Annotated in this window: 22 protein-coding genes and 1 pseudogene; 11 read left to right on the top strand and 12 right to left on the bottom strand. The window is 66.4% G+C overall.

Going from position 1 to position 24,432, the window contains the following annotated elements:
* Positions 1-69 precede the first annotated feature (69 nt).
* From aroC to fabI, 4 genes are all read right to left on the bottom strand, one after another.
* Positions 70-1,191, bottom strand: a complete 1,122-nt coding sequence (gene aroC, locus DVH29_RS01020; RefSeq protein WP_114644282.1) for a chorismate synthase — start codon at positions 1,189-1,191, stop codon at positions 70-72.
* A gap of 170 nt (positions 1,192-1,361) precedes the next feature.
* On the bottom strand, positions 1,362-1,784 hold the full coding sequence (locus tag DVH29_RS01025; protein ID WP_114644283.1) for a group III truncated hemoglobin: 423 nt from the start codon (positions 1,782-1,784) through the stop codon (positions 1,362-1,364).
* Between the two features lie 20 nt (positions 1,785-1,804).
* Complete coding sequence (locus tag DVH29_RS01030) at positions 1,805-2,431, bottom strand: histidine phosphatase family protein (RefSeq protein WP_114644284.1); 627 nt, start codon at positions 2,429-2,431, stop codon at positions 1,805-1,807.
* A gap of 67 nt (positions 2,432-2,498) precedes the next feature.
* Positions 2,499-3,302, bottom strand: coding sequence for an enoyl-ACP reductase FabI (gene fabI, locus DVH29_RS01035; RefSeq protein WP_114644285.1), 804 nt, complete (start codon positions 3,300-3,302; stop codon positions 2,499-2,501).
* Between the two features lie 147 nt (positions 3,303-3,449).
* Here fabI and DVH29_RS01040 point away from each other — a divergent pair, with 147 nt between their 5' ends.
* Together DVH29_RS01040 and DVH29_RS01045 are read left to right on the top strand one after the other, a co-directional pair.
* On the top strand, positions 3,450-4,862 hold the full coding sequence (locus DVH29_RS01040) for an FAD-binding oxidoreductase (RefSeq protein WP_114644286.1): 1,413 nt from the start codon (positions 3,450-3,452) through the stop codon (positions 4,860-4,862).
* A 60-nt stretch (positions 4,863-4,922) separates the two neighbouring features.
* Positions 4,923-5,480: a hemerythrin domain-containing protein gene (locus tag DVH29_RS01045; protein WP_114644287.1), complete on the top strand. Its 558-nt coding sequence runs from the start codon at positions 4,923-4,925 to the stop codon at positions 5,478-5,480.
* Here DVH29_RS01045 and DVH29_RS01050 read toward each other — a convergent pair.
* From DVH29_RS01050 to DVH29_RS01060, 3 genes are all read right to left on the bottom strand, one after another.
* Positions 5,477-7,159 (bottom strand): aq_1923 C-terminal domain, encoded by a 1,683-nt coding sequence (locus DVH29_RS01050; RefSeq protein WP_147275970.1) that lies wholly within the window; start codon positions 7,157-7,159, stop codon positions 5,477-5,479. The two genes, DVH29_RS01045 and DVH29_RS01050, sit on opposite strands and share 4 nt — an antisense overlap.
* 76 nt (positions 7,160-7,235) lie before the next feature.
* Complete coding sequence (locus tag DVH29_RS01055) at positions 7,236-7,469, bottom strand: hypothetical protein (protein WP_114644289.1); 234 nt, start codon at positions 7,467-7,469, stop codon at positions 7,236-7,238.
* Positions 7,470-7,844: 375 nt separating this feature from the next.
* Positions 7,845-8,594: an SOS response-associated peptidase gene (locus tag DVH29_RS01060; RefSeq protein WP_114644290.1), complete on the bottom strand. Its 750-nt coding sequence runs from the start codon at positions 8,592-8,594 to the stop codon at positions 7,845-7,847.
* Between the two features lie 42 nt (positions 8,595-8,636).
* Here DVH29_RS01060 and DVH29_RS01065 point away from each other — a divergent pair, with 42 nt between their 5' ends.
* The 3 genes from DVH29_RS01065 (at position 8,637) to DVH29_RS01075 (ending at position 9,785) form a co-directional block, all read left to right on the top strand.
* Entirely contained in the window at positions 8,637-9,044 is a 408-nt protein-coding gene (locus tag DVH29_RS01065; protein WP_114644291.1) for an NUDIX hydrolase, read from the top strand.
* Positions 9,041-9,412, top strand: coding sequence for a TIGR02301 family protein (locus DVH29_RS01070; RefSeq protein ID WP_158541514.1), 372 nt, complete (start codon positions 9,041-9,043; stop codon positions 9,410-9,412). The genes DVH29_RS01065 and DVH29_RS01070 overlap by 4 nt, the downstream gene beginning before the upstream one ends.
* 97 nt (positions 9,413-9,509) lie before the next feature.
* Positions 9,510-9,785 (top strand): hypothetical protein, encoded by a 276-nt coding sequence (locus DVH29_RS01075; RefSeq protein ID WP_114644293.1) that lies wholly within the window; start codon positions 9,510-9,512, stop codon positions 9,783-9,785.
* A 10-nt stretch (positions 9,786-9,795) separates the two neighbouring features.
* Here the strand turns inward: DVH29_RS01075 and DVH29_RS01080 are convergent, their stop codons facing one another.
* The 3 genes from DVH29_RS01080 to DVH29_RS01090 all read right to left on the bottom strand — a co-directional run bounded on the left by DVH29_RS01080 (position 9,796) and on the right by DVH29_RS01090 (position 13,132).
* Entirely contained in the window at positions 9,796-10,671 is an 876-nt protein-coding gene (locus DVH29_RS01080; protein WP_114644294.1) for a bifunctional helix-turn-helix transcriptional regulator/GNAT family N-acetyltransferase, read from the bottom strand.
* Positions 10,672-10,737: 66 nt separating this feature from the next.
* Positions 10,738-11,784 (bottom strand): L-threonine 3-dehydrogenase, encoded by a 1,047-nt coding sequence (gene tdh, locus DVH29_RS01085; protein WP_199562495.1) that lies wholly within the window; start codon positions 11,782-11,784, stop codon positions 10,738-10,740.
* Between the two features lie 157 nt (positions 11,785-11,941).
* Complete coding sequence (locus tag DVH29_RS01090) at positions 11,942-13,132, bottom strand: glycine C-acetyltransferase (RefSeq protein WP_114644396.1); 1,191 nt, start codon at positions 13,130-13,132, stop codon at positions 11,942-11,944.
* Between the two features lie 147 nt (positions 13,133-13,279).
* Between DVH29_RS01090 and putA the strand changes: the two genes are divergently transcribed.
* The 4 genes from putA (at position 13,280) to DVH29_RS01110 (ending at position 19,274) form a co-directional block, all read left to right on the top strand.
* A complete protein-coding gene (gene putA, locus DVH29_RS01095) occupies positions 13,280-17,011 on the top strand; it encodes a trifunctional transcriptional regulator/proline dehydrogenase/L-glutamate gamma-semialdehyde dehydrogenase (protein ID WP_114644295.1) in 3,732 nt (1,243 codons plus the stop codon).
* Between the two features lie 138 nt (positions 17,012-17,149).
* On the top strand, positions 17,150-17,980 hold the full coding sequence (ygfZ, locus tag DVH29_RS01100; protein WP_158541515.1) for a CAF17-like 4Fe-4S cluster assembly/insertion protein YgfZ: 831 nt from the start codon (positions 17,150-17,152) through the stop codon (positions 17,978-17,980).
* 27 nt (positions 17,981-18,007) lie between these two features.
* Complete coding sequence (locus DVH29_RS01105; protein WP_114644297.1) at positions 18,008-18,613, top strand: HD domain-containing protein; 606 nt, start codon at positions 18,008-18,010, stop codon at positions 18,611-18,613.
* Between the two features lie 142 nt (positions 18,614-18,755).
* Entirely contained in the window at positions 18,756-19,274 is a 519-nt protein-coding gene (locus DVH29_RS01110; protein WP_114644298.1) for a hypothetical protein, read from the top strand.
* Here the strand turns inward: DVH29_RS01110 and DVH29_RS16775 are convergent.
* A pseudogene (locus DVH29_RS16775) lies at positions 19,275-19,697 on the bottom strand (cell wall hydrolase); the annotation flags it as partial.
* Positions 19,698-20,554: 857 nt separating this feature from the next.
* Positions 20,555-22,840: a putative PEP-binding protein gene (locus DVH29_RS01120; protein ID WP_245944850.1), complete on the bottom strand. Its 2,286-nt coding sequence runs from the start codon at positions 22,838-22,840 to the stop codon at positions 20,555-20,557.
* A gap of 169 nt (positions 22,841-23,009) precedes the next feature.
* Between DVH29_RS01120 and ispH the strand changes: the two genes are divergently transcribed.
* Together ispH and rnhA are read left to right on the top strand one after the other, a co-directional pair.
* A complete protein-coding gene (ispH, locus tag DVH29_RS01125; RefSeq protein WP_114644398.1) occupies positions 23,010-23,984 on the top strand; it encodes a 4-hydroxy-3-methylbut-2-enyl diphosphate reductase in 975 nt (324 codons plus the stop codon).
* Positions 23,981-24,424 carry a ribonuclease HI gene (gene rnhA / locus DVH29_RS01130; RefSeq protein WP_114644300.1) on the top strand — a complete coding sequence of 148 codons (444 nt, stop codon included), beginning with the start codon at positions 23,981-23,983 and terminating at the stop codon, positions 24,422-24,424. Before ispH ends, rnhA begins: the two co-directional genes overlap by 4 nt.
* The last annotated feature ends 8 nt before the right edge of the window (positions 24,425-24,432 follow it).

A 24,432-nucleotide genomic window follows, 5' to 3' on the forward strand; every position in this document is an offset into this window, starting at 1 on the left:
ATTCGCTAAGCGTCACTGGCTGTCACTCCCCTGCCGTGATCAACTGAAAAACCTGCGCCCTCGTGCGGTTCACGGGGCGTTTCTGCCGAAGCCGAAACCGCCCTCGCGCCCGGTCTGGCCGCGATGGCGGAGGAAATGGTCGGCGAGAACGCAGGCCATCATGGCCTCCCCGATGGGAACGGCGCGAATGCCGACGCACGGATCGTGGCGGCCCTTGGTGACGATATCGGCGTCCTCGTTATGGGTGGTCACCGTCTGGCGCGGGGTGAGGATCGAACTGGTGGGCTTGACCGCGAAGCGCGCCACGATGGGGTCGCCATTGGAGATGCCGCCCAGAATGCCCCCGGCGTTGTTGGAGAGGAATTTGGGCAGCGGCCGCTCGGCCCGCATCTCGTCGGCGTTCTCCTCGCCGGTGAGTTCGGCGGCGTGCATGCCCTCGCCGATCTCGACGCCCTTGACGGCGTTGATCGACATGAAGGCCGAGGCGATATCGGCGCTGAGCTTGCCATAGACCGGCGCGCCCCAGCCGGCCGGGACGCCCTCGGCCACCACCTCGATCACGGCGCCGACTGAGGAGCCGGCCTTGCGGATGCCGTCGAGATAGGGCGCCCATTGCTCGGCAGCCCGGGCATCAGCGCAAAAGAACGGGTTGCGGCCGACTTCGTCCCAATCGAAATTGGCGTGATCGATGCGGTGCGGGCCGATCTGGATCAGCGAGGCGCGGATGGTGACGAAGGGAATGACCAGCCTCGCCACCGCGCCGGCAGCGACGCGGGCGGCGGTTTCGCGGGCCGAGGAGCGCCCGCCGCCGCGATAGTCGCGCAGGCCGTATTTCTGGAAATAGGTGTAGTCGGCGTGGCCGGGCCGGAACTTGTCGCGGATGTCGGAATAATCCTTGGAGCGCTGGTCGATGTTCTCGATCAGCAGCGAAATGGGCGTGCCGGTGGTGCGCAGGCCATCGGTGCGCTCGTCCTCGAAGACGCCGGAGAGGATCTTGACCTCGTCGGCCTCGCGGCGCTGGGTGGTGTAGCGCGACTGGCCGGGCTTGCGGCGATCGAGATCGCGCTGGATGGCTTCGGCGCTGATGGGAAGGCCCGGTGGACAGCCATCGACCACCACCCCGATCGCGGGCCCGTGGCTTTCACCCCAGGTGGTGAAGCGGAAGAGACGGCCGAAACTGTTGTCGCTCATGGGCAGGGGATTCCTCAGCGTGGTGGCGCTGTTCTAGGCAGGCGCGCGGATGCGGTCAATGATGCGAAGGGTGGAGAGGGCGTGGCGGTGGTGTATGCTGAAGCGCTGCGCCCCCTCATCCGACCGCTTCGCGGCCACCTTCTCCCACAAGGGGAGAAGGGAAGATCCCGTCACACGCTGTGGCGGGGGGTGCGGAGGTCGCCGCGCAGGGTGCCGATGGCGATTTCGAAATTGTCGGCGATGCGGTTGGCCCGGATCATGAATTCATGCGCGATCTCGGGGCCGAAGATCTCGGTGGCGGTCTGTTCGAACAGGGCCAGCCAGCGGTCGAAATGGACCGGCTCGAGCGGCAGGCGCAGATGGGGGTTGAGGGGACGGCCGGAATAGCGGCCGGTGCGCAGCATGATGGAGGACCAGAAATCGGTGATCTGGGCCAGGTGGTGGTCCCAGTCGTCGACGGCGCGGTTGAAGATGGGGCCGATCAAATCGTCCTCGCGGGCCCGGCCGTAAAAGGTCGTCACCAGAAGCGCGATATCGGGATCGGTGATATCGGGATGGGCCACGCCGGGGCGAGTCAGCGGATTGTCATCCATCGATGCGCCCTCCCCTTGCGCTACCAGGTCTTCTGCGCGGCGTGCAGCGTCATGCCGCCGCCGGTGAAATGGGCGATGACCCCTTGCGGCGGGGCCCAGTTGAGCACTTCGCCCCGCCCCACGCCCTCGACCAGATGGCGCAGGACGCGCAGCACCCCACCATGGGCGACGATGATCGAATGATCGGTCAGGCGCTGGGCGAAATCGGTGAGGCGCGCGGCGAGGTCCTCGTAATTCTCGCCCTCGTCGGGACGGAAATTCCAATAGCCGGCGTCGCGCTGGCCTGGCGCCAGCGCCTCGCGCTCGCGGGCGATCTCCTCATGCAGCAGGCCCTCGAACTTGCCGAAGGAAATCTCGACCAAGCGCTGGTCGTAGACGACGTCGGGCAAGGGCATGTCGAAGGCGGCGCGCATGCGCTCCATGGTCTCGCGCGCCCGGCCGAGCGGGGAGGCATACCAATGGAAGGAGGCCGGATCGGCGCCGGCTTCCTCAAGCAGGTAGCGCAGCAGGACGCCTGAGGAATCGGCCTGCTTGCGGCCGGTGGCGTTGAGGGGGATATCGCGGCTGCCCTGATAGCGCCGTTCACGGTTCCAGTCGGTTTCCCCGTGACGCGCAAAATAGAAATCGGGCCAGGTCACCTGGTGCATGGCAAATATGAGCTCGACTTTTCAAAAATTGGTCCGGGGCGCATCCTGCACCCCGAATGTGACGGATTTACTCTGATGCGCCGCCCTTGGGGGGCAGGGCCTTCATGCCGATGATGTTGTAGCCGGAATCCACGTAGTGGATTTCGCCGGTGACCCCGCTGGCCAGATCGGACAGCAGGTAGAGCGCGGAATTGCCCACCTCGTCGATGGAGACGTTCTTGCGCAGGGGGGCGTTCTCCTCGTTCCATTTCAGCATCTCGCGCAGGTCGGAAATGCCCGAGGCGGCGAGGGTCTTGATGGGACCGGCGGAAATGGCGTTGACGCGGATGCCCTGGGGCCCGAGATCGGAAGCGAGATAGCGCACGGACGCCTCGAGCGCGGCCTTGGCGACGCCCATGACGTTGTAATTGGGCAGGACCTTCTCGGCGCCGTAATAGGTGAGGGTCAGGATCGAGCCGCCGGCATCCATCATCGCCTCGGCGCGCTTGGCCAGCGCGGTGAGCGAAAACACCGAAATGTTCATGGTCAGGCTGAAATTGCCCGGGGTGGTGTCGACATAGCGGCCCTCCAGCTCTTCCTTGTTGGAAAAGCCGATGGCGTGGACGAGGAAATCGAGCTTGCCCCATTGGGATTTGAGGACGTTGAACACCGCGTCCATGGCGTCGGGGTCGGTCACGTCGCAGGGCAGGACCAGTTCGGAGCCGAATTCGGCGGCGATGGGCTGGACACGGCGATGCAGCGCTTCGCCCTGATAGGTGAAGGCCATTTCCGCGCCCTGGGCGTGCAGGGCCTTGGCGATGCCATAGGCGATGGAGCGGTTGTTGGCGACGCCCATGACGAGCCCGCGCTTGCCTTGCATCAACCCAGCCATGATGTTCTCCGATGATCGTTGCGTTATGGCCGGTTTTGGCACAGGGGATGGGAACGGGCAAGGTGGGATAGCGATTGCCCGGCTGGCGTTGCCCCGTTGCGCCATGCGATGAACCGAACCGACCGATTGCCAAGAAAGCCCTTTGCCATGCCCCTGTCCAAAGACCAGATCGTCCCCGCCCTGATCACGCTGCTGGGCGCCGATTCCGTGAGGTTCGAAGAGGCCGAGATGGAAGGCTATCTCGCCGAGCCGCGGCGGCGGTTCAAAACCAGCGCCAGGGCCGTCGCCCTGCCCCGCACGGTGGCCGAGGTGCAGGCGGTGATGGAATGGGCCCATGAGGTGGGCGTGCATGTGGTGCCCCAGGCGGGCAATACCGGGCTGGTGGGCGGACAGGTGCCGCTCTATGGCGACGAGGTGATCGTTTCGGTCTCCCGGCTGGGGGGCACGCGGCATGTGGACGCGGCGGCGGGGCACATGACGCTCAATGCGGGGACCACGCTCGAGGAGGCCCACAGGATCGCCGAGGCGGCGGGGATGCTGTTCCCCCTCTATATCGCCTCACAGGGTTCGGCGCGGATCGGGGGCGTCTTGGGCTCCAATGCCGGCGGGGTGCAGGTGCTCTCCTATGGCACGGCGCGCGAATTGTGCCTCGGCGTCGAGGCGGTGCTGGCGGACGGGTCGATCTATAACGGGCTCGGATCGCTGCGCAAGGACAATACGGGATACGACCTCAAGGACCTGTTCGTGGGGTCGGAAGGGACGCTGGGGATCATCACCGCGGCGACGCTGAAACTGTTTCCCAAGCCCGACCATCACGAAACGGCGCTGCTCAACGTGGCCGGGCCCGAGGCGGCGCTGGCGCTGTTCACCCGGCTGCGGGAGCGGGCCGGATCGACGCTGACTGCGTTCGAATTGATGCCGCGCATCGGGTTCGATTTCCAGCTCAAACACAAGATGATCGCGCAGGACCCCACGGCGGAACGTTCGGACTGGTATGTGCTGGCGGAAATCTCGGTGCCCAGGGGCATGGGGGACGGCGGGCTGGCCGCCATGCTGGAAACGGCGATGGAGGCCGGGCTGGTCGGCAACGGGGTGATGGCCGAATCGCTGGCGCAGCGGGAGGCATTCTGGACGGCGCGGGAGCAGATGAGCGAGGTGCAATCGAAGGAAGGCGCCTCGATCAAGCACGACGTCTCGGTGCCGGTGGCGGCGGTGCCCGAACTGATTGCGCGGGGCAGCGCGGCGGCCAAGGCCGTGGTGCCCGGCATCCGCCCGGTGCCGTTCGGGCATCTGGGCGATGGCAATATCCACTTCAACTTCTCGGTGCCCGAAGGGGGCGACAACGCCGAGTTCATGGCGCGCGACGAGGCGGTGCACGCGGCCATCTACAAGGTGGTGCTGGAGATGGGGGGATCGATTTCGGCCGAGCACGGCATTGGGCAGCTCAAGACCGCGCTGCTCAAAGAGGTCAAGGACCCCACGGCGCTCAAGATGATGCGGGCGATCAAATCGGCGCTCGATCCGAAGGGAATTCTCAATCCGGGCAAGATGCTGGGGTAGCAATCGGGGCGACAATGCCTAGATTGGGGAGCCCATCAACCCCAGGCCTCACACCTCCCCATGCTTCTCGATATTTCCTTTCTCGACGATTCCACGCGTCCGTCCGCGCCCAAGCTCGATGTCACCCCAGATCAGAAGGTGTATGGGCGGCACCTCAAGATGATCCACGACCATTTGCGGCAGAATACGGGCATGCTGCGCGGGCTGATCGACGAGATCATGGCCGGGCACAAAACGCCCGAGCAGGTCACCGAAGAGACCGAAGCGCTGGCCATGGTCAGCAATTATCGCCGGTTCGGCAATCTGTGCGGCCAGCATTGCCAGGTGGTGCACACCCATCATTCGATCGAGGATGCGGGGTTCTTCCCGGCGCTGTCGCAAAAGGGCGAGGCGTGGAAGAAGGTGACCGACCGCCTCATCGCCGAGCACGAGGTGGTGCATGCCCTGCTGGTCAAGCTGATCGACGCGCTCAACACGCTTGTGCGCACGCCGAGCCAGGCCAATTTCGAAGCCGCCGTGGACATCAACGACGCGCTGGAGCGCGTGCTGCTGTCCCATCTGGGCTATGAAGAAGAGTCGATCGGCGACGCGCTGGGGTATTTCAAGATCTGGGCCTAATCCAACGCACCTGAACCCGAAACCAGCCGCGCCTCGATTTCGAACAGGTCGAACAGGCGTTCGGGCTCGGCTTCGCTAGCCATGAAGCTGTGGATGGAGACCGATGCGCCATCGGCGGGGACGGCGCTGAGGGTGAGCGTGCCGCCGCCCTGGAAAAAGCGGGCTATGGTTGCGGCGATCGCGGCCATTTCCGGGGTCGTCTCGTCGGAGACGAGCTCTTCGACCAGTTGCTTGGCGAGTTGGGAGCGCAATTGCGCCGGCGTCGTGTCCGCCTCGCCGGTCAAGGCCTCGAATTCCGCCATGCGCTCGATGAGCCCCGAATCGGTGAATTCGAGCTGCATGGGACCGACCCCAAGGGCGAGGAGCGAGAGCAACTGGGCGGATTCCTCGTAGGAGAACAGCGTATCGCTGGCCCCGGTGAGGGTGGCCGACAGAGTGAAGGCGGCGAGATCGCCCCATTGATAGTGGAACGAATCCAGCGCGATGGTGCGGCTCTCGCGATCCCAGCGCAGGGCGCCGCGATAGCTCATCGGGGTCTCGACGATGAGCCGGGTCAGGCTTTCCATTTCCGGGGACTGGACCATGGAATCCGCGAGCGCCAGTTCGAGGGTCTGGTCGCGCAACTCGACGACGATGCCGGTGGGCAGGCCGTTGAGCCAGCCGTCGAAGTCGAGGCTGAAGCCGTCAATGGCGACCCGCATGCGGCCATAGGCGCCGCTGTCGGGGATTTCGGCGCGGATGTCGGTGATCGAAAAGCCCGAGAAATGCGGGACGAATCGGCGGGCATTCTCAAAACTGTCCTCGAGCCCCCGGGCGGCGGCTTCGAGCACATGGGCGTAATCGATGCTGCCGAAGGTCATGGTGCCGAAGGCCACACGGCCGATATCGCCCTGGGTTTCGACCTGCATGTCGAAGCCGGTCAGTAGGGTTTCGGGCCAGAGGCCCGGCGTTATGGCGTCCATGGAGAAGGCGGCGAGGGTGAAGGCGAGGCCTTCTTCGCCCTCGCTCATGCCCTTGCAGGCGCTGCCACGGGTTTCGAGGCCATCGAATTCGAGGCCGGAAAAGAAGGTGCGCAGCGCCTCCTGGGTGCGTTGGTCGTCGCCCTCTACGGCCTGCCAGTCGATGGCCGGAACCACCAGACGCCCCAGTTGCAGGCCCTCATTGCTGCATTTGACCTCGGGCGTGGTGAGGGTGGCGGCGCCGAAATCGGCGGCGGAAAAGAGCGCAAGAGGCGTGCCTGACGCGTCGGGCAGCATTTGGGAAAGGGCGAGCACGGCGCCGAGGTCGAGATTGGAGATGGTGAAAGGACCGAAGCTGCCGGCCACGCCTTCGGCATCCTCGACCTCCATGCGCCCGATGGCGAGAGAGGCGACGACGCCGTCCTCGACGCCCTCAAGGGCGATGTCAAGGAAGCGGACGCGGGGCTGGTGCGCCCCCTGCCCCCGATATTCGAGCTCGGGGATGGAAATGGAGCGGGCGTCGAGGTCGGCCAGCGCCTGGGCATGATCGGCGATGCCGCCCTTGAGGATGGCGGCCAGCGCCTCGGCCTCAAGGCTGGAGTCCACCGCCGCGATGGCCTCCGCCGTGATCGTGGTGACCGGCTGGGCCATGGCCGGGGCGGCGGCGAGGGCGATGCCCGAAACGAGGGCACCGGCGAAAAGGGGGACTCGGGGGTTCATGATCATGCTCCGCACGCCTTGCACCCCTCTTGTGCCAGAGATGGGCATGCGGGCTCAACCGTCCGCGGCGTGGATTTCAGGCGACGAGGCCTTCATCGGACCCATCGGAGGCCTCGAAGGACTGGGCCAGCTCGGCCGCACCCTCGACGACGGCGCGCGCGGCATCGCGGGCCGCCTCGATGGTTTCGAAGACCTGGCCATCGAGCGAGAACACGCCGAGCTTGACGGCGAGGAAGCGAAAATCCCCGCCATTGGGAACGACGACGCCCTGGGGCTCACCGGCAACTGAGATAACGATTGGCTTGGTCATGGCGATAAACACTCTGCGATATACGACTCCGCCCAGCGCCGTGAGCGGTAGCTAACAGTCCAATGTGAGGGTCTTGTGACGTTGGCGGCAGCTAGAGCTGCGATACTCGCCAGTGGGTCCAGGAGCGACACATGAGACCGGCGCGTTTAAGTCGTACGCAAAGGTTCTCGGACGCGGTCAGGCGTGCCCATGCAGTTCGTGTTACCATTTTGCCGTTCTCCAGCCTGACCTCGGGGCCCCCGCAAGGGGTGCCACGCGATCTTGATATCAAGCTTTGGGGAAAAAATCGAGCAGCTTTATGCCCTTCGAGGGCGCGCTCGTGAAATTTCCTGCCGGTCCAACGCCGGAGGGGAGAACGGGTTCCGGGGCGAAAGGCTAAAAAAGGTCCAGCTGGCCGGAGATTTTCGGCTTGACTTTCATTGGCTTATTCCGGGGCTCGTCGGAGAGAATCTCGGAGACCGGTTCGATCAGCTCGGGGCCGTCATTGGCTGCGGAATTGACCCGGGTGGAAACCGGATGGGCCGCCATCACCCCTTCGGGCTGCGGCAGAATGGGGCGCGCCGCCTCCGCGAATCGCACGCCGCGGACGTCGAGCCAGGCGTCGATCTCGCTCCCCTTGAGGATGGCGGGCATGCGGTGATGGATATGGGCCACATCGGGCCCGGCGGGAACGGTGATGGTGGCGACGGTATCGACCTCCTCGCCCTCGGGGCCGGTCCAGTTGGTATAGAGCCCGGCCAGCGCCATGGGCTCGCCCGAGCGCAGGGTGATGTAATAGGGTTGCTTCTTGCCATTGGGCAGGGCGTGCCATTCGTAATAGCCCGAGGCGGGCAGGATGCAGCGTCCGTGATTGACCGCATCGCGAAAGGCGGGCTTTTGTGCCATGGTCTCGGCACGGGCATTGACCAGCAGGGGGAATTCGCGCGGGTCCTTGACCCAATGGGGCACCAGTCCCCAGCGGGCCAATCTGGCGCGGCGCTCGCCGGCCTCGGTCCAGACGGCGATCACCGGCTGGGTGGGAGCGATATTGTAGCGCGGCACGGAGTCGATTAGATTGGCGTATCCAAAGATCTGGCGCATGGCCTCGTGAGGCAGAGTAACGGCGTAACGTCCACACATGAGCATATCGTCCTGTTCCAGTTCCCTTATAGCAGCGGTTGACCCCCGATGAAGCCCGATGCCTGTTCGATCGGACTTTTCCACGGCGGGGAGGTGCTGCTGATCCAGCGCGCCCTGGCGCCGTTTTCCGGCCTGTGGACCTTTCCAGGCGGCCGGATGGAGAGCGGGGAAACCCCGCTGGAGTGCGTCAAGCGCGAGCTGTTCGAGGAAACCCGGCTGGTGGTCGACGACCCCATCGAGGTGCTGGTCGAAACCGTCGGCGAAGGCGCCAAAACCTATCGGCTGGCGGTGTTCGCCGCCGAATGCCCGATGCGGGCGCCGATCACCAGCCACGAGATCACCGACTGGGAATGGGTGCCGATCGCGGACGTGCACGCCTTCCGCACCACCAGGAATCTCTGCGACATCGTCGAGGCCTGCGCCGAGCGCCTGGGGCTGGCGCGGACCGCCCCATGACGGCGATTCGGCGCTTAGGCCTCGCGCTGCTGCTGGCGCTCGCTCCCCTCGGGGGCGCGGTGGCGGTCGATCCGCCCTATCAGGGGGCGATGGAGCGGCTGTCGGAGATTCTGGGCAGCCTCTACATGCTCTCTCCCCTGTGCGGGGATGCCAGCACCGATTGGCGCAGCCAGATGGCCGAGCTGATGGCGCTGGACGAGCCGGACGACGACCGCCGGGCGCGGCTGGCCGGGTCGTTCAACGCCGGCTATGAGGCCTATGCGCGATTCCACCGCAGCTGCACGCCCGCGGCGCAGGCGGCCATGGGCCGGCTGCTGGGCGAAGGCGAGGCGCTGGCCCGCGACATCCATCAAAGATACGCGGAATGAGCGGGGATTCGGGGAATTATCCCCAGTTGCTCCATTCGCGTTAACCAATTGGTCATTTCCTCTTAGCAGCGTCACAAAGCCGTGCTACCAAGCGGCCATGAGCACACGCACCCTATTCCCGTTTTGCGCTTCTCCCTCCGGCCTCGAGGCCGAACAGGAAGAGCGCCAGATCGCTCTCGAATATCTGGCGGATGCGTGGAATGCGGCCGATACCGATGGGATCGACACCGAGGCGCTGGCCCATGCGGCGCTGTTCGCGGCCATCGCCACGCTGGTGCGCGATTATGGCGAAGAGGCCGTGGCCAAGCTGATCGGCAATATCCCCGACCGCATCTCCAACGGCGAATATACGCTCGACCGCGTGGTGCAGTAGGGATCGACCCTCAGAGACGCTTTTCGAAGAAGAAATCGGGATAGGGATCGTCGTTGAACCGGTCGATTTCAGTCCAGCCGGTCTTGCGATAGAGGGCGATGGCCTCGGTGAGGGCCTTGTTGGTGTCGAGGCGCAGGGTGGCGATGCCGAGCTGGCGCGCGGCGGCTTCGGCCGCATCCATGAGACGGCGGGCGAGCCCAAGGCCCCGGGCCGAAGGCGCAATCCACAGGCGCTTGATCTCGGCATAACCCTTGTCGGTACCCTTGAGGCCGACGCAGCCAATGGGCAAGCCATCGGACATCACCACGATGAAGCTCCCGCGCGGGGCGATCATATCCATGGCGTCGGGATCGGCGGAGCGGCCGACCTCGAACCCGCCGTCGAAGCGCCGGTCGAGTTCGACATAATACCGGGCGAGGCCATGGCGGGCGGCGTCGCTGCGCGGATCGACGGTTTCGAAGGTGAAGCGGTCGCGGCCCAGCGCCGAGGCGACCAGATCCATGGCATCCAGCAGGGCCTCGGGGCGCGGATGGCGCGCGAGAAGCGCTTCGGCCCGGTTATTGGACAGCGCCTCATAGGCGGCGAATTCGGCCCTGCCCTTGCCCGTCAAGGCGACCACCCGGCGGCGGGCATCGGCGGCATCGGGGCGCGTCTCGATAAGATGCTCCTCCTCCAGCCCCCGCAACAGGCGGCTCATCAGGCCCGAATCGAGGCCGAGATAGTCACGGATCGCCGCGATGTCGCCGCGGCCATGGCCGATGGCGTTGAGCACGCGAGCCGACCCCAGCGGACGGCCACGGCCCAGAAAGGAATGATCGAGGGCGCCGACCTCGGAGGTGACGGCGCGCGAGAAGCGGCGGAAACGGGCGATGGGGTCGAGCGTCATAACACCTGACTTTAGTCAGATAATTTTCCGCGTCAAGAAAATTGCGCCGTCCCGGGCCATTGCGCGCTACGCGCCCTCGCCCCAGTCGAGCACGATCTTGCCGGCGCCGCCCTGGATGGCGGACTGGAAGGCGGCGTCGAACTGGTCGGCGGGAAAGCGGTTGGTGATCACCGGGCGGATGTCGAGGCCGGATTGCAGCATGGCCAGCATCTTGTGCCAGGTCTCGAACATTTCGCGGCCGTAAATGCCCTTGAGGGTGAGCATTTTCAGCACCAGCCGGGCGAAATCATACTCGAAGGGCTTTGACGGCAGGCCGAGCATGGCGATCTTGCCGCCCATGACCAGATGCTCGGTGAGGGTGGAGAGGGCAGCGGGGGCGCCGCTCATCTCGAAGCCCACGTCGAAGCCCTCGCTCATGCCGAGCCCGTTGGCGAGGGCCTGCAGATCGCCGGCGGTGTTGATGGTGATGACGCCCGGCGCGGTCTTTTTGGCGAGGTCGAGGCGGTTGTCGTTGGGATCGGTGATCACCACATGGCGCGCGCCCACATGCCGCGCCACCGCGGCGCTCATGATGCCGATGGGGCCGGCGCCGGTGATCAGCACGTCCTCGCCCACCAGATCGAAGGCCAGTGCGATGTGGACGGCATTGCCCAGGGGATCGAGGATGGCGGCGAGCTCGTCATCGACCGTATCGGGCAAGGGCACGATGTTGAAGGCGGGGATCTTCACATACTCGGCGAAGGCGCCGGGCAGGTTGACGCCCACCCCGCGCGTCTCGGGATCGAGATGGAAGCGCCCGGCGCGGGAGGCGCGGGATTTGAAGCCGATGACATGGCCTTCGCCGGAAACCCGCTGGCCGATCTTGAGATGCCGGACGTTTTCGCCCAGTTCGGCGACCGTGCCGGAATATTCATGGCCGACCGTCATGGGCACGGGAATGACGCTCCGGGCCCAATCATCCCATTTGTAGATATGCAGGTCGGTGCCGCAAATGCCGGTCTTGGTGACCTTGACGAGGACGTCGTCGGGGCCGATTTCGGGAATCGGCACCTGTTGCATCCACAGGCCGGGCCGGGCCTCGGCCTTGACGAGGGCTTTCATGGTGCGGGTCATGCGCTAGGGCCTCCCAATCGCGGGGAGTGAGGCGGAGGCTGCGCCCCCCTCATCCGTCTCGCCCTCCGGGCGATCCACCTTCTCCCACCAGGGGAGAAGGGCAAGGGGGCATACGCGGGGTCAGTGCCGGGGATGAGGGGGGGGCTGAGCTTCAGCATCACACCACCCCCAATTGCCGGCCCACCCGCAGGAAGGCGTCGATGGCGAAGGTGAGGTTGTCGTCGGAAAGACCGGCCGACATCTGGGTGCGGATGCGGGCCTCGCCCTTGGGAACCACGGGGAAGGAAAAGGCCGAGACCAGCACGCCGGCGTCCCGCAGGGCCTGGGCCATGGCCTGCGCCCGCCCCGCATCGTGCAGCATCACCGGGATGATGGGGGTTTCGCCGGGGACGAGGTCGAAGCCCGCCTCGGCGAGGGCGGCGCGGAAGCGTTTGGTGTGGCGGTCGAGGATGGCGCGGCGGTCATCGGCCCGTTCGGCGATCTCGATGGCCTTGATGGCCCCGGCGACCACCGCGGGCGGCAGGGCGTTGGAAAACAGATATGGCCGGGCGCGCTGGCGCAACAGGTCCACCACCGCCGCGGGGCCGGCGATGAAGCCGCCCATGGCGCCGCCAAGCGTCTTGCCGAAGGTGCCCGAGATGATGTCGACGCGGTTGCCGACGCCGGTGAGGGCCGGCGTGCCCCTGCCCTTCTCCCCCAGATGGCCGGTGGCGTGGCATTCATCGATGAGGATGGCGGCCTTGTATTCCTCGGCGAGGTCGCAGATTTCCGGGAGGCGGGCGATGAAGCCGTCCATGGAGAAAACGCCATCGGTGACAATCAGCTTGAAGCGCGCGCCGTCATCGTCGGCGGCCTGGAGCTGGAGGCGCAGATCGTCCATGTCGGAGGTCGCGAAGCGGTAGCGCCTGGCTTTCGACAGCCGCACCCCGTCGATGATCGAGGCGTGGTTGAGGCTGTCGGAGATGATCGCATCCTCGGGGCCGAGAAGGGTTTCGAAAATGCCGCCATTGGCATCGAAGCACGAGCCGAACAGGACGGCGTCGTCCTTTTCCAGATAGCGGGCGACGGTCTGTTCGAGCTGCTTGTGCAGGTCGTGGGTGCCGCAGATGAAGCGCACCGAGGCCATGCCCGAGCCGTAGGCCTCCAGCGCCGCGACGCTGGCCGCGACCACTTCGGGATCATTGGCGAGGCCGAGATAATTGTTGGCGCACAGATTGACCATGGTGCGGCCGGAAACGGTCACTTCGGCCTGCTGGGCCGAGCCGATGACCATTTCCGACTTGTAGAGCCCCTCGGCGCGAATGGCCTCGAGGGTCTGTTCGAGATGCCGGGTGAAGCCGTCCATCATGAGGGTCACTCCCTGTTCGGCCCTATTTCTACTGGGGAAACGCCGGGGCAGCAATGTCCGGAAGCTGCCCATGCCGCGAGGAGCCGCCATTGTGGCGCCCGGCGGCCCCATGGACGTGGTTCCTACGGAATATGGCCCCATATCTCCATGGATATCCGGCCAGACTGCGCTAGACTCGTCAGAGGCGCAGACTTGAAGAGGAGTGTTGTTGTGCCCGACCATCCGCCCCTGCCCTTTGCGCAGTTTTCCGACCGGCCCCTCGGGGCGGATACGCCCCTGCGCGAGGCGATCACCAGCGCCTGCCGCATCGCGGAGACCGACGCCGTGCCGCCGCTCGTCGTGGCGGCGGAGGTGACGCCGGAACAGGCGGCGGCGATCCGCGCGACGGCCGGCGCGGCGGTGCGCGCGATCCGCCGCAAGGGCACCGGCAGCGGCGTCGAGGGGCTGATGCAGGAATATGCGCTCTCCAGCCAGGAGGGCATAGCGCTGATGTGCCTTGCCGAAGCGCTGCTGCGCACCCCCGACAACACGACCCGCGACCTGCTGATCGCCGACAAGATCGCGCCGGGCAAATGGCAGGGGCATCTGGGACTCGACCGCTCGGTGTTCGTCAATGCGGCCACATGGGGCCTCGTGGTCACCGGCAAGCTGGTCAGCCCGGTCGACGAGAAGGGATTGTCGCGAGCGCTGAGCCAATTGGTGGCGCGCTCGGGGGAACCGGTGATCCGGGCCGGGGTGCGGATGGCCATGCGCATGCTGGGCGAGCAGTTCGTCTGCGGCCAGACGATCGGCGCGGCGCTGAAATCGGCCAAACGGCAGGAGGCGCGCGGCTTCGGCTATTCCTACGACATGCTGGGGGAAGCGGCCACCACGGCCGAAGACGCCGAGCGCTACATGGCCGATTATGTGGGGGCGATCCACGCCATCGGCGCCGCCGCCAGGGGGCGCGGCCCCTATCTGGGCCCGGGCATATCCATCAAGCTCTCGGCGCTGCATCCGCGCTATGCCCGCGCGCAATATGGCCGCGTGATGGGCGAATTGCTGCCTCGGGTGAAGCAATTGGCGCTGCTGGCCAAGGGCTATGACATGGGGCTCAATATCGATGCCGAGGAGATGGACCGGCTCGAGCTGTCGCTGGACCTGCTCGAAGCGCTGGCGCTCGACCCGGACCTTGGGGGCTGGGAGGGGATCGGTTTCGTCGTGCAGGCCTATTCCAAGCGCTGTCCCTTCGTCATCGACTGGATCATCGACCTGGCGCGGCGCTCGGGGCACCGGATCATGGTGCGGCTGGTCAAGGGCGCCTATTGGGACAGCGAGATCAAGCGGGCCCAGATCGACGGGCTGGAGGATTTCCCGGTCTATACCCGCAAGGTGCACACCGATGTGAGCTATATCGCCTGCGCGAAAAAGCTGCTGGCGGCGCGCGACGCGGTGTTCCCGCAATTTGCCACCCACAATGCGCAGACCATGGCGACGATCCACACTCTGGCCGGACCCCAATTCAGCGTCGGCGACTATGAGTTCCAGTGCCTGCACGGGATGGGGGAGCCGCTTTATGACGAGGTGGTGCCGCGCGACAAGCTCGCCCGCCCCTGCCGCATCTATGCGCCGGTGGGCAGCCATGAGACGCTGCTGGCCTATCTGGTGCGGCGGCTGCTGGAGAACGGGGCCAATTCGAGCTTCGTCAACCAGATCGCCGACGAGGACGTGCCGGTCGGGAGGCTGATCGCCGATCCTGTGGAAATGGCGCGCACCATTTCGCCGCTGGGGGCGCGTCACGAACAGATCGCCCTGCCGCGCGATATTCTGGCGGGTGGACGGCGCAATTCGCAGGGGCTCGACCTTAGCAGCGAGCAGAGCCTGCGCGGGCTCGAAAGCAGGCTGCGGGAATCGGTCGGGCGCGAGTGGACGGTCCGGCCCGCCGAGGGCGGCGGCAGCGCGCGCGCCGTTCTCAACCCGGCCGACCACCGCGACCGGGTGGACACGGTCTTCGACACCCTGCCCGAGCAGATCGACGCGATCATGACCCGGGCGCAGAAGGCGGCGCCGGGCTGGGCGGCCATCCCGGCCGGCGACCGCGCTGCCATGCTCGACCGGGCAGCGGAGGCCATGGAAGAGGAGACGGGAACGCTGATGGCGCTGGCCATGCGCGAGGCGGGCAAGACGGCGGCCAATGCCATTGCCGAAGTGCGCGAGGCGGTGGATTTCCTGCGCTATTATGCCCAGCAGGCCCGCGACGGCTTCGGCACGGACACGCATATCCCGCTGGGGCCGGTGGTGGCGATTTCGCCGTGGAACTTCCCGCTGGCCATTTTCACCGGGCAGCTGTCGGCGGCGCTGGCGGCGGGCAATCCGGTGGTCGCCAAGCCGGCCGAGGAAACCCCGCTGATCGCCCAATATGCGGTCGCGCTGCTGCACGGGGCGGGGGTGCCGCGCGACGTGCTGCAACTGGTGCCCGGCGACGGCGGCACCGGCGCGGCGCTGGTCGCCCACGCGGCGTGCGCGGGGGTGATGTTCACCGGCTCGACGGAGGTGGCGCGGCTGATCCAGCGCCAATTGGCGGGACGTACCCTCTCCGATGGAGCGCCGGTGCCGCTGGTGGCGGAAACCGGCGGGCAGAACGCGCTGGTGGTCGATTCCTCGGCGCTGACCGAACAGGTGGTGATCGACGTGCTCGCCTCCGCCTTCGACAGCGCCGGCCAACGCTGCTCGGCGCTGCGGGTGCTGTGCCTGCAGGAGGACATCGCCGAACGCACGCTCGCCATGCTCAAGGGTGCCATGGCGCAGCTCACCATCGGCAATCCGGACCGGCTGGCGACCGATAGCGGCCCGGTGATCACCGCCGAGGCGCGGGACGGGATCAACGCCCATATCGAGGCCATGCGGGCCAAGGGGTTCGCCATAACCCAGACTGGGCTGCCGTCGCTCGCCGGGCATGGTACCTATGTACCGCCGACGCTGATCGAGATCGACAACGTCGCAGCGCTGGGGCGCGAAGTGTTCGGGCCGGTGCTGCATGTGGTGCGATTCAAGCGCAGGGACCTTTCGGCACTGATCGGGAAGATCAACGCGCTGGGCTATGGGCTGACCTTCGGGCTGCATACGCGGATCGACACCACCATCGCCGAGGTCACCGCGGCGATCGCGGCGGGCAATATCTATGTCAACCGCAACCAGATCGGCGCCGTGGTCGGCGTACAGCCGTTTGGCGGGCACGGGCTTTCGGGCACCGGCCCCAAGGCGGGCGGCCCGCTCTATCTGCGCCGGCTGGTGCGGACGGTAAGCCAGGACGTGTGGGGCCTTGCCGAGCGGCAGGCCACCCCGGCGATCGCCGCGCTGGCGGCCTGGGCCGGGGAGAAGGCGGGGCCGGAACTGGCCGAAGCCGTGCTGCGCTATGGCACGCACCCGGCGATCGATGCCTTCTCCGAACTGGAGGGGCCGGTGGGCGAACGCAACACCTATGCGACCCGGCCCAAGGGCACGGTGCTGCTGGTGGCCGATACCGTGGTGGGGCTGGCCCATGGGCTCGCAGCCGGGCTGGCGGCGGGCAATGATATGCTGCTCAAGGCGGGCGGTGAGCTCGAAAAACTGGTCGCGACGCTGCCGGGCGATCTGGGCAAACGGGTCGCGGTCGGGGGCACGTTCGCAGCTAAAGACGTGCGGGCGGTGCTGGTCGCGGGCGATGGCGCTGCGGTGGTGGCGGCGACCAGGGCCGTGGCCGAGCGGGAGGGGCCGGTGGTGCTGGTGCAAGGGGCATCGACCGAGGCGCTAAGCAGCGGGCAAGCGGTTTTCGCCATCGACCTCCTGGTCGACGAGGTCTCCGTAAGCATCAACACGGCGGCGGCCGGAGGCAATGCCTCGCTGATGGCGCTGGCTTAGCCCGTGCGGGCTTGATGATCGGGCGATATGCGCTACCTATGGCGTCCCGCCAGAGCAAGTCATTGTTTTGTCGCGTTTCCGAACCGGATAAGTGGTGCCCACTTATCCTGGAAACACTCTAGTGAAAGGACGTCTGAGATGGGAATCGAACACCGTGCGGATCGGGTGGCCTTCAGGATTTCCGGCCCCGATGCGACGCATCTGCTGCATGACGTGCTGACCCCGCCCGTCCTCGAGGACGGGACGGCGCGCTGGTTCGCGCTGCTGGCGCCGCAGGGCAAACTGCTGGCCGAGGGGCTGATCGGATGGGCCGATGGTGCCCATTGGCTCGACGTGCCGCAGGCGGCGGCCGAAAACACCCTCAAGCGGCTGAAAATGTATCGCCTGCGGGCCAAGATGGAGATCGAGCCCCTGGGCGAGACCCATCGCGTGGGCTGGTCGCTCGACCGACCGCAAGGGGGGATCGTGCATGAAGATGAGCGCGCGGCGGGGCTCGGCTACCGCGTCATCGTTCCCGTGGCCGAGGCCGAAGGCTGGACGCAGGGCGAGGATTGGGCGCGGGCGCGGCTGGCGGCGGGCGTCCTGGAGATGGGGGCGGATTTCGACCCCGATACGGCCTTCCCCCACGATATCGGCATGGACCAGATGGGCGGGGTGGACTTCAAGAAGGGCTGCTATGTGGGGCAGGAAGTGGTGTCGCGCATGCAGCATCGCGGCACGGCGCGGCGGCGGCCGGTCAAGGTCACCGGTATTGCGGAGGGCGCGCGGGGCGATGCGGTGCTGATCGCGGGCAAGAGCGTGGGCATACTGGGCCATGTGGTGGACGGCCAGGCGGTGGCCATCGTGCGGATCGACAAGGTCGCCGACCCCGAGGCGGCGACGGTCAATGGGGTGCCGGTCTCGCTTGTCCTGCCGGACTGGGCGCGTTACGGTTTCGGCGCGCCGGGCGGCGATTCCACAGAGGACTAGAACCAGAAGCAAAGAGGCTCCGCATCGATGGCACGCGCACAATCCCGCGCCTGGCAGCGCATGCTATCGGGCCGCCGGCTGGACCTGCTCGACCCCTCCCCGCTCGATGTCGAGCTGTCCGACATCGCCCATGGGCTGGCGCGCGTGGCGCGCTGGAACGGGCAGACCAAGGGCGATTATGCCTTCTCGGTGGCGCAGCACTCGGTGCTGGTGCTGGAAATCGCCTCGGCCATGGCGCCCGATCTCGACGATGTGGGCCGGCTCTACGCCCTGCTGCACGACGCGCCCGAATATGTGATGGGCGACATCATCTCCCCGTTCAAGGCGGCGATGGGGGGCAATTATCGCGACGTGGAGGGCCGGCTGCTGGGCGCGATCCATGTGCGGTTCGGCCTGCCGGCCACGGCGCCGGCGGCAACGCGCAAGCTGATCAAGCGCGCCGACCGGGAAGCGGCCTTTTTCGAAGCGGTGAACCTCGCCGGTTTCGCCCCCGACGAAGCGCGGAAATTCTTCGGCGAACCGACGCTGGCCGGCTTCGACCTGCCGGGCTTCGAGCGGCTGATCCGCCCCTGGCCGACCCAGCAGGCCCATGACCAGTTCATCTCGGTCTTCGACACCCTCGCGGCGGAATAGGCGCGGCGCGGATAACGCCCAAGTCCTTGCAATCGTTAAAATTTTACTAAAATTTTCGCTATTAACCCTAGTGCGAAATGGTCTTTGCGTTAACTGATCGGAAAGGTTGATAAAGCGTTAACGTGGCAAAAGGAGATTCGCCATGCTGACGCACCGGCCGGCCAGACAGGAGAGGAGCATCGCCCTGCGCTATCGCGCCGGTCTCGCCGTGGCCCTGATGCTGGCGGCGATCATGGCGGCCAGCATGGCGCATGCCGATGCCATCCTCACCACCTCGCCCCCGCCGCTGTCGACGCTGGTGAAATTCGACGACCGCCAATATGAGATTTCCTATTCCCAGGACGTCTCGCTGGAGCCGACCCAGTCGGCGGCGGTGCGCAAGATCGGGTTCGGGGCGGTTTCGATGGTCAATATCGCGACCACCGCGACCGGGACCTATTCCAGCGACGGGCTGACCTCGCCCCATATCCGCTATCCGGGCATATCGGTGAGCGCGGTGCTGCCCGAAGGCCACGGCAAATGGCGGCCGGGGCCCGGCGTTTCCATCTTCTCGCTGGAACAGGATTACACGGGCGGGCTGAGCTTCACCGCGATCGGGGACCGGGGCGTCCGCTCCTGCATGACGCGAGGATCGTTCACCTCGTGCTATCGCACATATTAGTTAGCCGAAAAGCCAGCCTGCCTTGAAGCGGTAGAAGACGTGCAGCCCGACCTGGGTGAGCTTGTCCATGTTGCGCGCCCAATGGGGGCGGACATAGGTGGCGTGGTAGTGCGTCGCGTCGGCCACTTCGGTGAGGTAGATGTCCTCGTTGAGCACGGTCTGGGTGATTTCCTGGGCCAGGGCCCAGGCGGCCGGCTCGTTGATGCGGTCGGGGATGCCGTCGCAGGCAAAGGAGAACTGGCAGGCATTGCGCCGGTGCTGGTTCTGATAGACCACGCCGCAGATGGTGTCGGGATAGCGGTGATCCTCGACGCGGTTCATGATGACCTGAGCGACGGCGACCTGGCCGCGATAGCTCTCGCCGCGCGCCTCGAAATAGATGCCGGTGGCCAGGCACCATTGCTCGCGCTCGGACCAGTCGTGCAGGGGCGTGAAATCGGTGGCGGGGGTGTTGGCGCGGCCATAGGCCAGGGCATCGGGGACGGCGGCGCGTTCGAGCAGGCCGGTATCGACGCCGACATTGGCGGCGAACTGGTCGATGGCGCGCAGGCCTTCCGAGTTCACCATGCCCGGATCGATGACCGCCACGGAAATGCGCGGCCCCGTTTCGGCGGCTTCGGCGGCCTCATCGGTCTCGGCGACCATCACGCTGAACTGGCCGTAGATCTCGCCGGCATTGCGCGCCTCGGCGATGGAGAGGCGGATGGCATCGAAGCTCTGGGTGAAGGCGACGAGATTGACCTCGGGGCGGACCCGGTCGGCCTTGGCGGCGCGGTTGGGGCCGGAAAACATTTCGGTCTGGAACAGGGAGGCGACCGAGCCCGTTATCACCGGAGCGTCCGCTTCGAAGCTGAGGGACGCCAGAGCCCGCGAGGGCAGATCGGTTTCGGTATTGACGGCATGCGCACCCCCGGTTCCGGGGACGGCGAAGCCATAGGCGCAGGCGCTCAGAACCAGAGCCGCCACGGCCTTGACAATCTTGCCCGATGGCCGCGCGCCATGGGCGCGTGCCAGGGAGTTCCGGTACGCCATACTCTACGCTTTTCCAACGCCACAACACTGACCTGCCGGCGCTACGCCGAGCACCGGGACCTCAAAGAACGCATCGGCCCGGTGTCGAAGACGATCGGCCAGCGATGCAGTTGTGCAACACTAACCCGATCAAATACCGACAAATTCGATGATCGCGCGTTAAGGTTAGAAAGGTGTAAACACGGGCAAATTGGCATAGAAAAGTTCACAATCGGGCGGAGCTGTGACTTTTGCAAAGCGCCGGGGAATCAGGGGTCGGACTGGGCCAGGACCATGCGAGCGACCGGCACGCGATAGGGCGAGCAACTGACGTAGTCGATCTCCAACCCGCTGAAAAAGCGCAAGGATGTGGTCTCCCCCGCATGCTCGCCGCAAATGCCGATCTTGAGATTGGGGTTGACCGCCCTGCCCCGCTCGATGGCGATGCGGATCAGCTCCCCCACGCCGCGCTGGTCGATGGTGACGAAGGGGTCGAGATCGTAAAGATTGCGGCGGTGATAGGTGGCGAGGAAGGCCGGGGCATCATCGCGGGAAATGCCATAGGTGGTCTGGGTCAGATCGTTGGTGCCAAAGGAGATGAAATCGACTTCGCGCGCGATATCGCCGGCCCGCAGGCAGGCGCGCGGCAATTCGATCATGGTGCCGAAGGAGAGGGTCGCCCCGCGCCGGAACACCTCGGCATTGCCGGCAATGTCCATGATGCGCGACTTGACCCAGGCGACCTCGCGCGCCGAGGTGACGAAGGGCACCATGATCTCGAGATTGACCGGCTCGTCCTGGGTCTCCATGGCGGCCTCGACCCCAGCGACCAGGGCCTTGATCTGCATGGCCAGGATCTCGGGATAGGTGATGACCAGCCGCACCCCGCGATGGCCGAGCATGGGATTGACCTCCTCGAGCCGGCGCAGGCGGGCCCGCAGGGCCTTGACCGACAGGCCGAGCCCCTGGGCGGTGTCCTCGATATCGTCGTCGCTGCGCGGCAGGAATTCATGCAAGGGGGGATCGAACAGACGCACGGTGACCGGTCGGCTCTGCATGGTGCGGAAGAGTTCCGCATAGTCGGCGGCCTGGTAGTCGACCAGGCCTTCGAGGGCGGTGGCGCGGTCGGCCTCGTTCTCGGACAGGATGAGGCGGCGCAGGGCGCGCATGCGGTCGCCGGAAAAGAACATGTGCTCGGAGCGGGCCAGCCCGATCCCCTCGGCGCCGAAGGTCAGCGCCGTGCGGATGGCCTCGGTGGTCTCGGCATTGGTGCGCACGGCAATGGTGCGGCTGTCATCGGCCCAATCGAGCAGGCGCGACAGCGCGCCGCCGATATGGGGACGCGACAGCGGCAGGGAGCCGGCATAGATGGTGCCTTCCGAACCGTCGATGGTGATATGCGCCCCGGCCGGGAACACCCGCTCGCCCAATTTGCAGACGCCGTTTTCGGGATCGATCTGCAGGGCGCGCAGGCCGGCGACGCAGGGCTTGCCGGTGATGCGCGACACCACCGCCGCGTGGCTGGTCATCCCGCCCCGTGCGGTGACGAACCCGGTGGCCGCCTTCATGCCCTCGATATCGCCCGGCCCGGTTTCCATGACGACCAGGATGCAATGGCGCCCGCGTGCCCGGCAGCGGGCCGCGTCGTCGGCGGTAAAGACGATCTCCCCGCTCGCCGCCCCCGGCGACACCCCGAGCCCCGTCGCGACGGGAATGGCGCGGTGATCGTCGGTGAGGCGGGGATGCAGCAATTGCGGCATTTGCCCCGGAACGAAGCGGCGCACCGCCTCGGCGGGCGTCCAGACGCCGGAATCGACCCGGGCCACCGAGGCCTCGAGCTGCGCCCCGGCGCTCACCTGCACCACGCGGGCCGAGAGGAACCGGGCCACGCCGCCGGTGATCGCCACCACGCAGGCCATGTGCTGGCCGGACGCGGCGTCGATGGTCTCGATGAGGCTGGCCGTATTGGAGGGAAGCGCCGGCAGGCGTTCGCCCGGCAGGGGCACGGGGCCGAGCCGGCCGGTGATCGCATTGCGGGTGAGGAAGCGCTCGAGGCGTCCCTCGGCGGTCGCCTGCACGATCACCAGCTGATTGTCGCGCGCCTCGCGTTCCTCGGCCGTGGCGAGGCCCGAGAGCGGCCGCCCATAGCTGGCGAAGGCCGCAGTGATGGCCTTGCCCAGCGGACGCTGCGGGTCGGTCGCCTCGTCCTCGTTGACCGGGGCGGTGATGCCGGTGCGGGCCGGCGGCAGGCCGGTGATGTGGCGGGGCGCCGAGGTGCGCACCACGAGCTCGGGTGGCCGCTGGCCCGGCTGCACCAGCCGGAACAGGGTCGTCACCCACACATTGCGCAGGCTGGACGCGCCGGAGCGGCGTTCGCCCTGGAGGGCGTCCCAGGCCGCGCGGGTGAGGGCGATGGTCGGCACCACGGGATGCCCGGCCTCGGCGGCGACGAACAGCCAGCGGGCCTTGCCGGCGAGCAGGCGCATCTGACCCTTGCTCAGGGACGGCTTTCCCTGGGCCGGAGCGACGGCGAACATTTGATGGGAAGGCGCCACCAAGAGAGAATTCCCTACTGAATCACAAGCATATTGCCCCTCCGCCCGGTCGTGGGCAACAGGGACGACGGTTGCGGTCGGTTTGCCGCGCCTCGCGGCCCGCTCCGCCCCTCCTTTCGTCACGGGAACATGGCTTGACTTGGGCAAAGCCAGACCGCATGTGAAGGCCATGATGCAAAAGCCATCCCTCGACATCCTTTTGTGCGCGCCGCGCGGTTTTTGCGCCGGCGTGGACCGGGCCATCCAGATCGTCGATCTGGCGCTGAAGAAATACGGGGCGCCGGTCTATGTGCGGCACGAGATCGTGCATAACAAATTCGTCGTTGACGGGTTGCGGGCCAAGGGGGCGATTTTCGTCGAGGAGCTCGAGGAAATCCCCGAAGGCACCGACGCGCCGGTGATCTTTTCCGCCCACGGGGTGGCCAAATCGGTGCCGGCGGAAGCCAGGCACCGCAACATGTTCTATCTCGACGCCACCTGCCCGCTGGTGACCAAGGTGCATGTGGAGGCACAGCGCCATGCCGAGGAAGGGCACGATATCGTCCTGATCGGGCACCGGGGGCATCCGGAGGTGATCGGCACCATGGGGCAATTGCCGCCGGGCAGGATCACCCTGATCGAGACGGTCGACGACGCGGAGAGCTTCGTGCCGCGCGATCCGGACAATCTGGCGCTGGTGACGCAGACCACGCTCTCGGTGGACGACACCAGCGCCATCGTGCTGGTGCTCAAATCGCGCTTCCCCACCATCGCCGTGCCACACAAGGAAGACATCTGCTACGCCACCACCAACCGGCAGGAAGCGGTGAAGGCGGTGGCGCCCAAGGTCGACGCGATGATCGTCGTCGGGGCGCCGAACTCGTCCAATTCCATGCGCCTGGTCGAAGTGGGCGAGCGGGCCGGCTGCAAGGTCTCGGTGCTGGTGCAGCGGGCCGCCGATATCGATTGGCCGCTGTTCGAGGGTATCACCTCGCTGGGCATCACTGCGGGCGCCTCGGCCCCCGAATCGCTGGTCGAGGAGGTGATCGAAGCCTTTTCCGAGCGGTTCAGCGTCAATGTCGAGATCGCGGCGACGGCCGAGGAGAACATCGCCTTCAACATCCCCCGGGTGCTGCGCCAGCTCGAGGACGCGTCCGGACGGTGAGCAAAGCCGTCGTGATCCATACCGACGGGGCCTGTTCGGGCAATCCCGGCCCCGGCGGCTGGGGGGCGGTGCTCGAATATGGCGGGTACGTCAAGGAATTGAAGGGTGGCGCGGCGGTCACCACCAACAATCAGATGGAGCTAACGGCGGCCATCGAGGCGCTGAACGCGCTGAAGCGCCCCTGCACGGTCGAGCTCCATACCGACAGCCAATATGTCAAGAACGGCATTCAGGGCTGGCTGCATGGCTGGAAGCAGAACGGCTGGAAGACGGCGGCGAAAAAGCCGGTGAAGAATGTCGAGCTCTGGCAGGCGCTGGACGCGGCGGCGCGGCGGCACGAGGTGAAATGGCACTGGGTGAAGGGCCACGCCGGGCACGCCCTCAACGAACGCGCCGACCAACTGGCCAATGAGGGCATGGCGCCGTTCAAGGGGAAGTGAATTTCCCT

Source organism: Pelagibacterium lacus, from assembly GCF_003345525.1.
In the GTDB taxonomy this organism is placed as follows: Bacteria; Pseudomonadota; Alphaproteobacteria; order Rhizobiales; family Devosiaceae; genus Pelagibacterium; species Pelagibacterium lacus.

What these genes read in the sequence shown, in the direction of transcription:
- aroC (WP_114644282.1), bottom strand. Translation starts at nt 1,191, where the DNA reads ATGAGCGACAACAGTTTCGGCCGTCTCTTCCGCTTCACCACCTGGGGT.
- DVH29_RS01025 (WP_114644283.1), bottom strand. Translation starts at nt 1,784, where the DNA reads ATGGATGACAATCCGCTGACTCGCCCCGGCGTGGCCCATCCCGATATC.
- DVH29_RS01030 (WP_114644284.1), bottom strand. Translation starts at nt 2,431, where the DNA reads ATGCACCAGGTGACCTGGCCCGATTTCTATTTTGCGCGTCACGGGGAA.
- fabI (WP_114644285.1), bottom strand. Translation starts at nt 3,302, where the DNA reads ATGGCTGGGTTGATGCAAGGCAAGCGCGGGCTCGTCATGGGCGTCGCC.
- DVH29_RS01040 (WP_114644286.1), top strand. Translation starts at nt 3,450, where the DNA reads ATGCCCCTGTCCAAAGACCAGATCGTCCCCGCCCTGATCACGCTGCTG.
- DVH29_RS01045 (WP_114644287.1), top strand. Translation starts at nt 4,923, where the DNA reads ATGCTTCTCGATATTTCCTTTCTCGACGATTCCACGCGTCCGTCCGCG.
- DVH29_RS01050 (WP_147275970.1), bottom strand. Translation starts at nt 7,159, where the DNA reads ATGAACCCCCGAGTCCCCCTTTTCGCCGGTGCCCTCGTTTCGGGCATC.
- DVH29_RS01055 (WP_114644289.1), bottom strand. Translation starts at nt 7,469, where the DNA reads ATGACCAAGCCAATCGTTATCTCAGTTGCCGGTGAGCCCCAGGGCGTC.
- DVH29_RS01060 (WP_114644290.1), bottom strand. Translation starts at nt 8,594, where the DNA reads ATGCTCATGTGTGGACGTTACGCCGTTACTCTGCCTCACGAGGCCATG.
- DVH29_RS01065 (WP_114644291.1), top strand. Translation starts at nt 8,637, where the DNA reads ATGAAGCCCGATGCCTGTTCGATCGGACTTTTCCACGGCGGGGAGGTG.
- DVH29_RS01070 (WP_158541514.1), top strand. Translation starts at nt 9,041, where the DNA reads ATGACGGCGATTCGGCGCTTAGGCCTCGCGCTGCTGCTGGCGCTCGCT.
- DVH29_RS01075 (WP_114644293.1), top strand. Translation starts at nt 9,510, where the DNA reads ATGAGCACACGCACCCTATTCCCGTTTTGCGCTTCTCCCTCCGGCCTC.
- DVH29_RS01080 (WP_114644294.1), bottom strand. Translation starts at nt 10,671, where the DNA reads ATGACGCTCGACCCCATCGCCCGTTTCCGCCGCTTCTCGCGCGCCGTC.
- tdh (WP_199562495.1), bottom strand. Translation starts at nt 11,784, where the DNA reads ATGACCCGCACCATGAAAGCCCTCGTCAAGGCCGAGGCCCGGCCCGGC.
- DVH29_RS01090 (WP_114644396.1), bottom strand. Translation starts at nt 13,132, where the DNA reads ATGATGGACGGCTTCACCCGGCATCTCGAACAGACCCTCGAGGCCATT.
- putA (WP_114644295.1), top strand. Translation starts at nt 13,280, where the DNA reads ATGGATATCCGGCCAGACTGCGCTAGACTCGTCAGAGGCGCAGACTTG.
- ygfZ (WP_158541515.1), top strand. Translation starts at nt 17,150, where the DNA reads ATGGGAATCGAACACCGTGCGGATCGGGTGGCCTTCAGGATTTCCGGC.
- DVH29_RS01105 (WP_114644297.1), top strand. Translation starts at nt 18,008, where the DNA reads ATGGCACGCGCACAATCCCGCGCCTGGCAGCGCATGCTATCGGGCCGC.
- DVH29_RS01110 (WP_114644298.1), top strand. Translation starts at nt 18,756, where the DNA reads ATGCTGACGCACCGGCCGGCCAGACAGGAGAGGAGCATCGCCCTGCGC.
- ispH (WP_114644398.1), top strand. Translation starts at nt 23,010, where the DNA reads ATGATGCAAAAGCCATCCCTCGACATCCTTTTGTGCGCGCCGCGCGGT.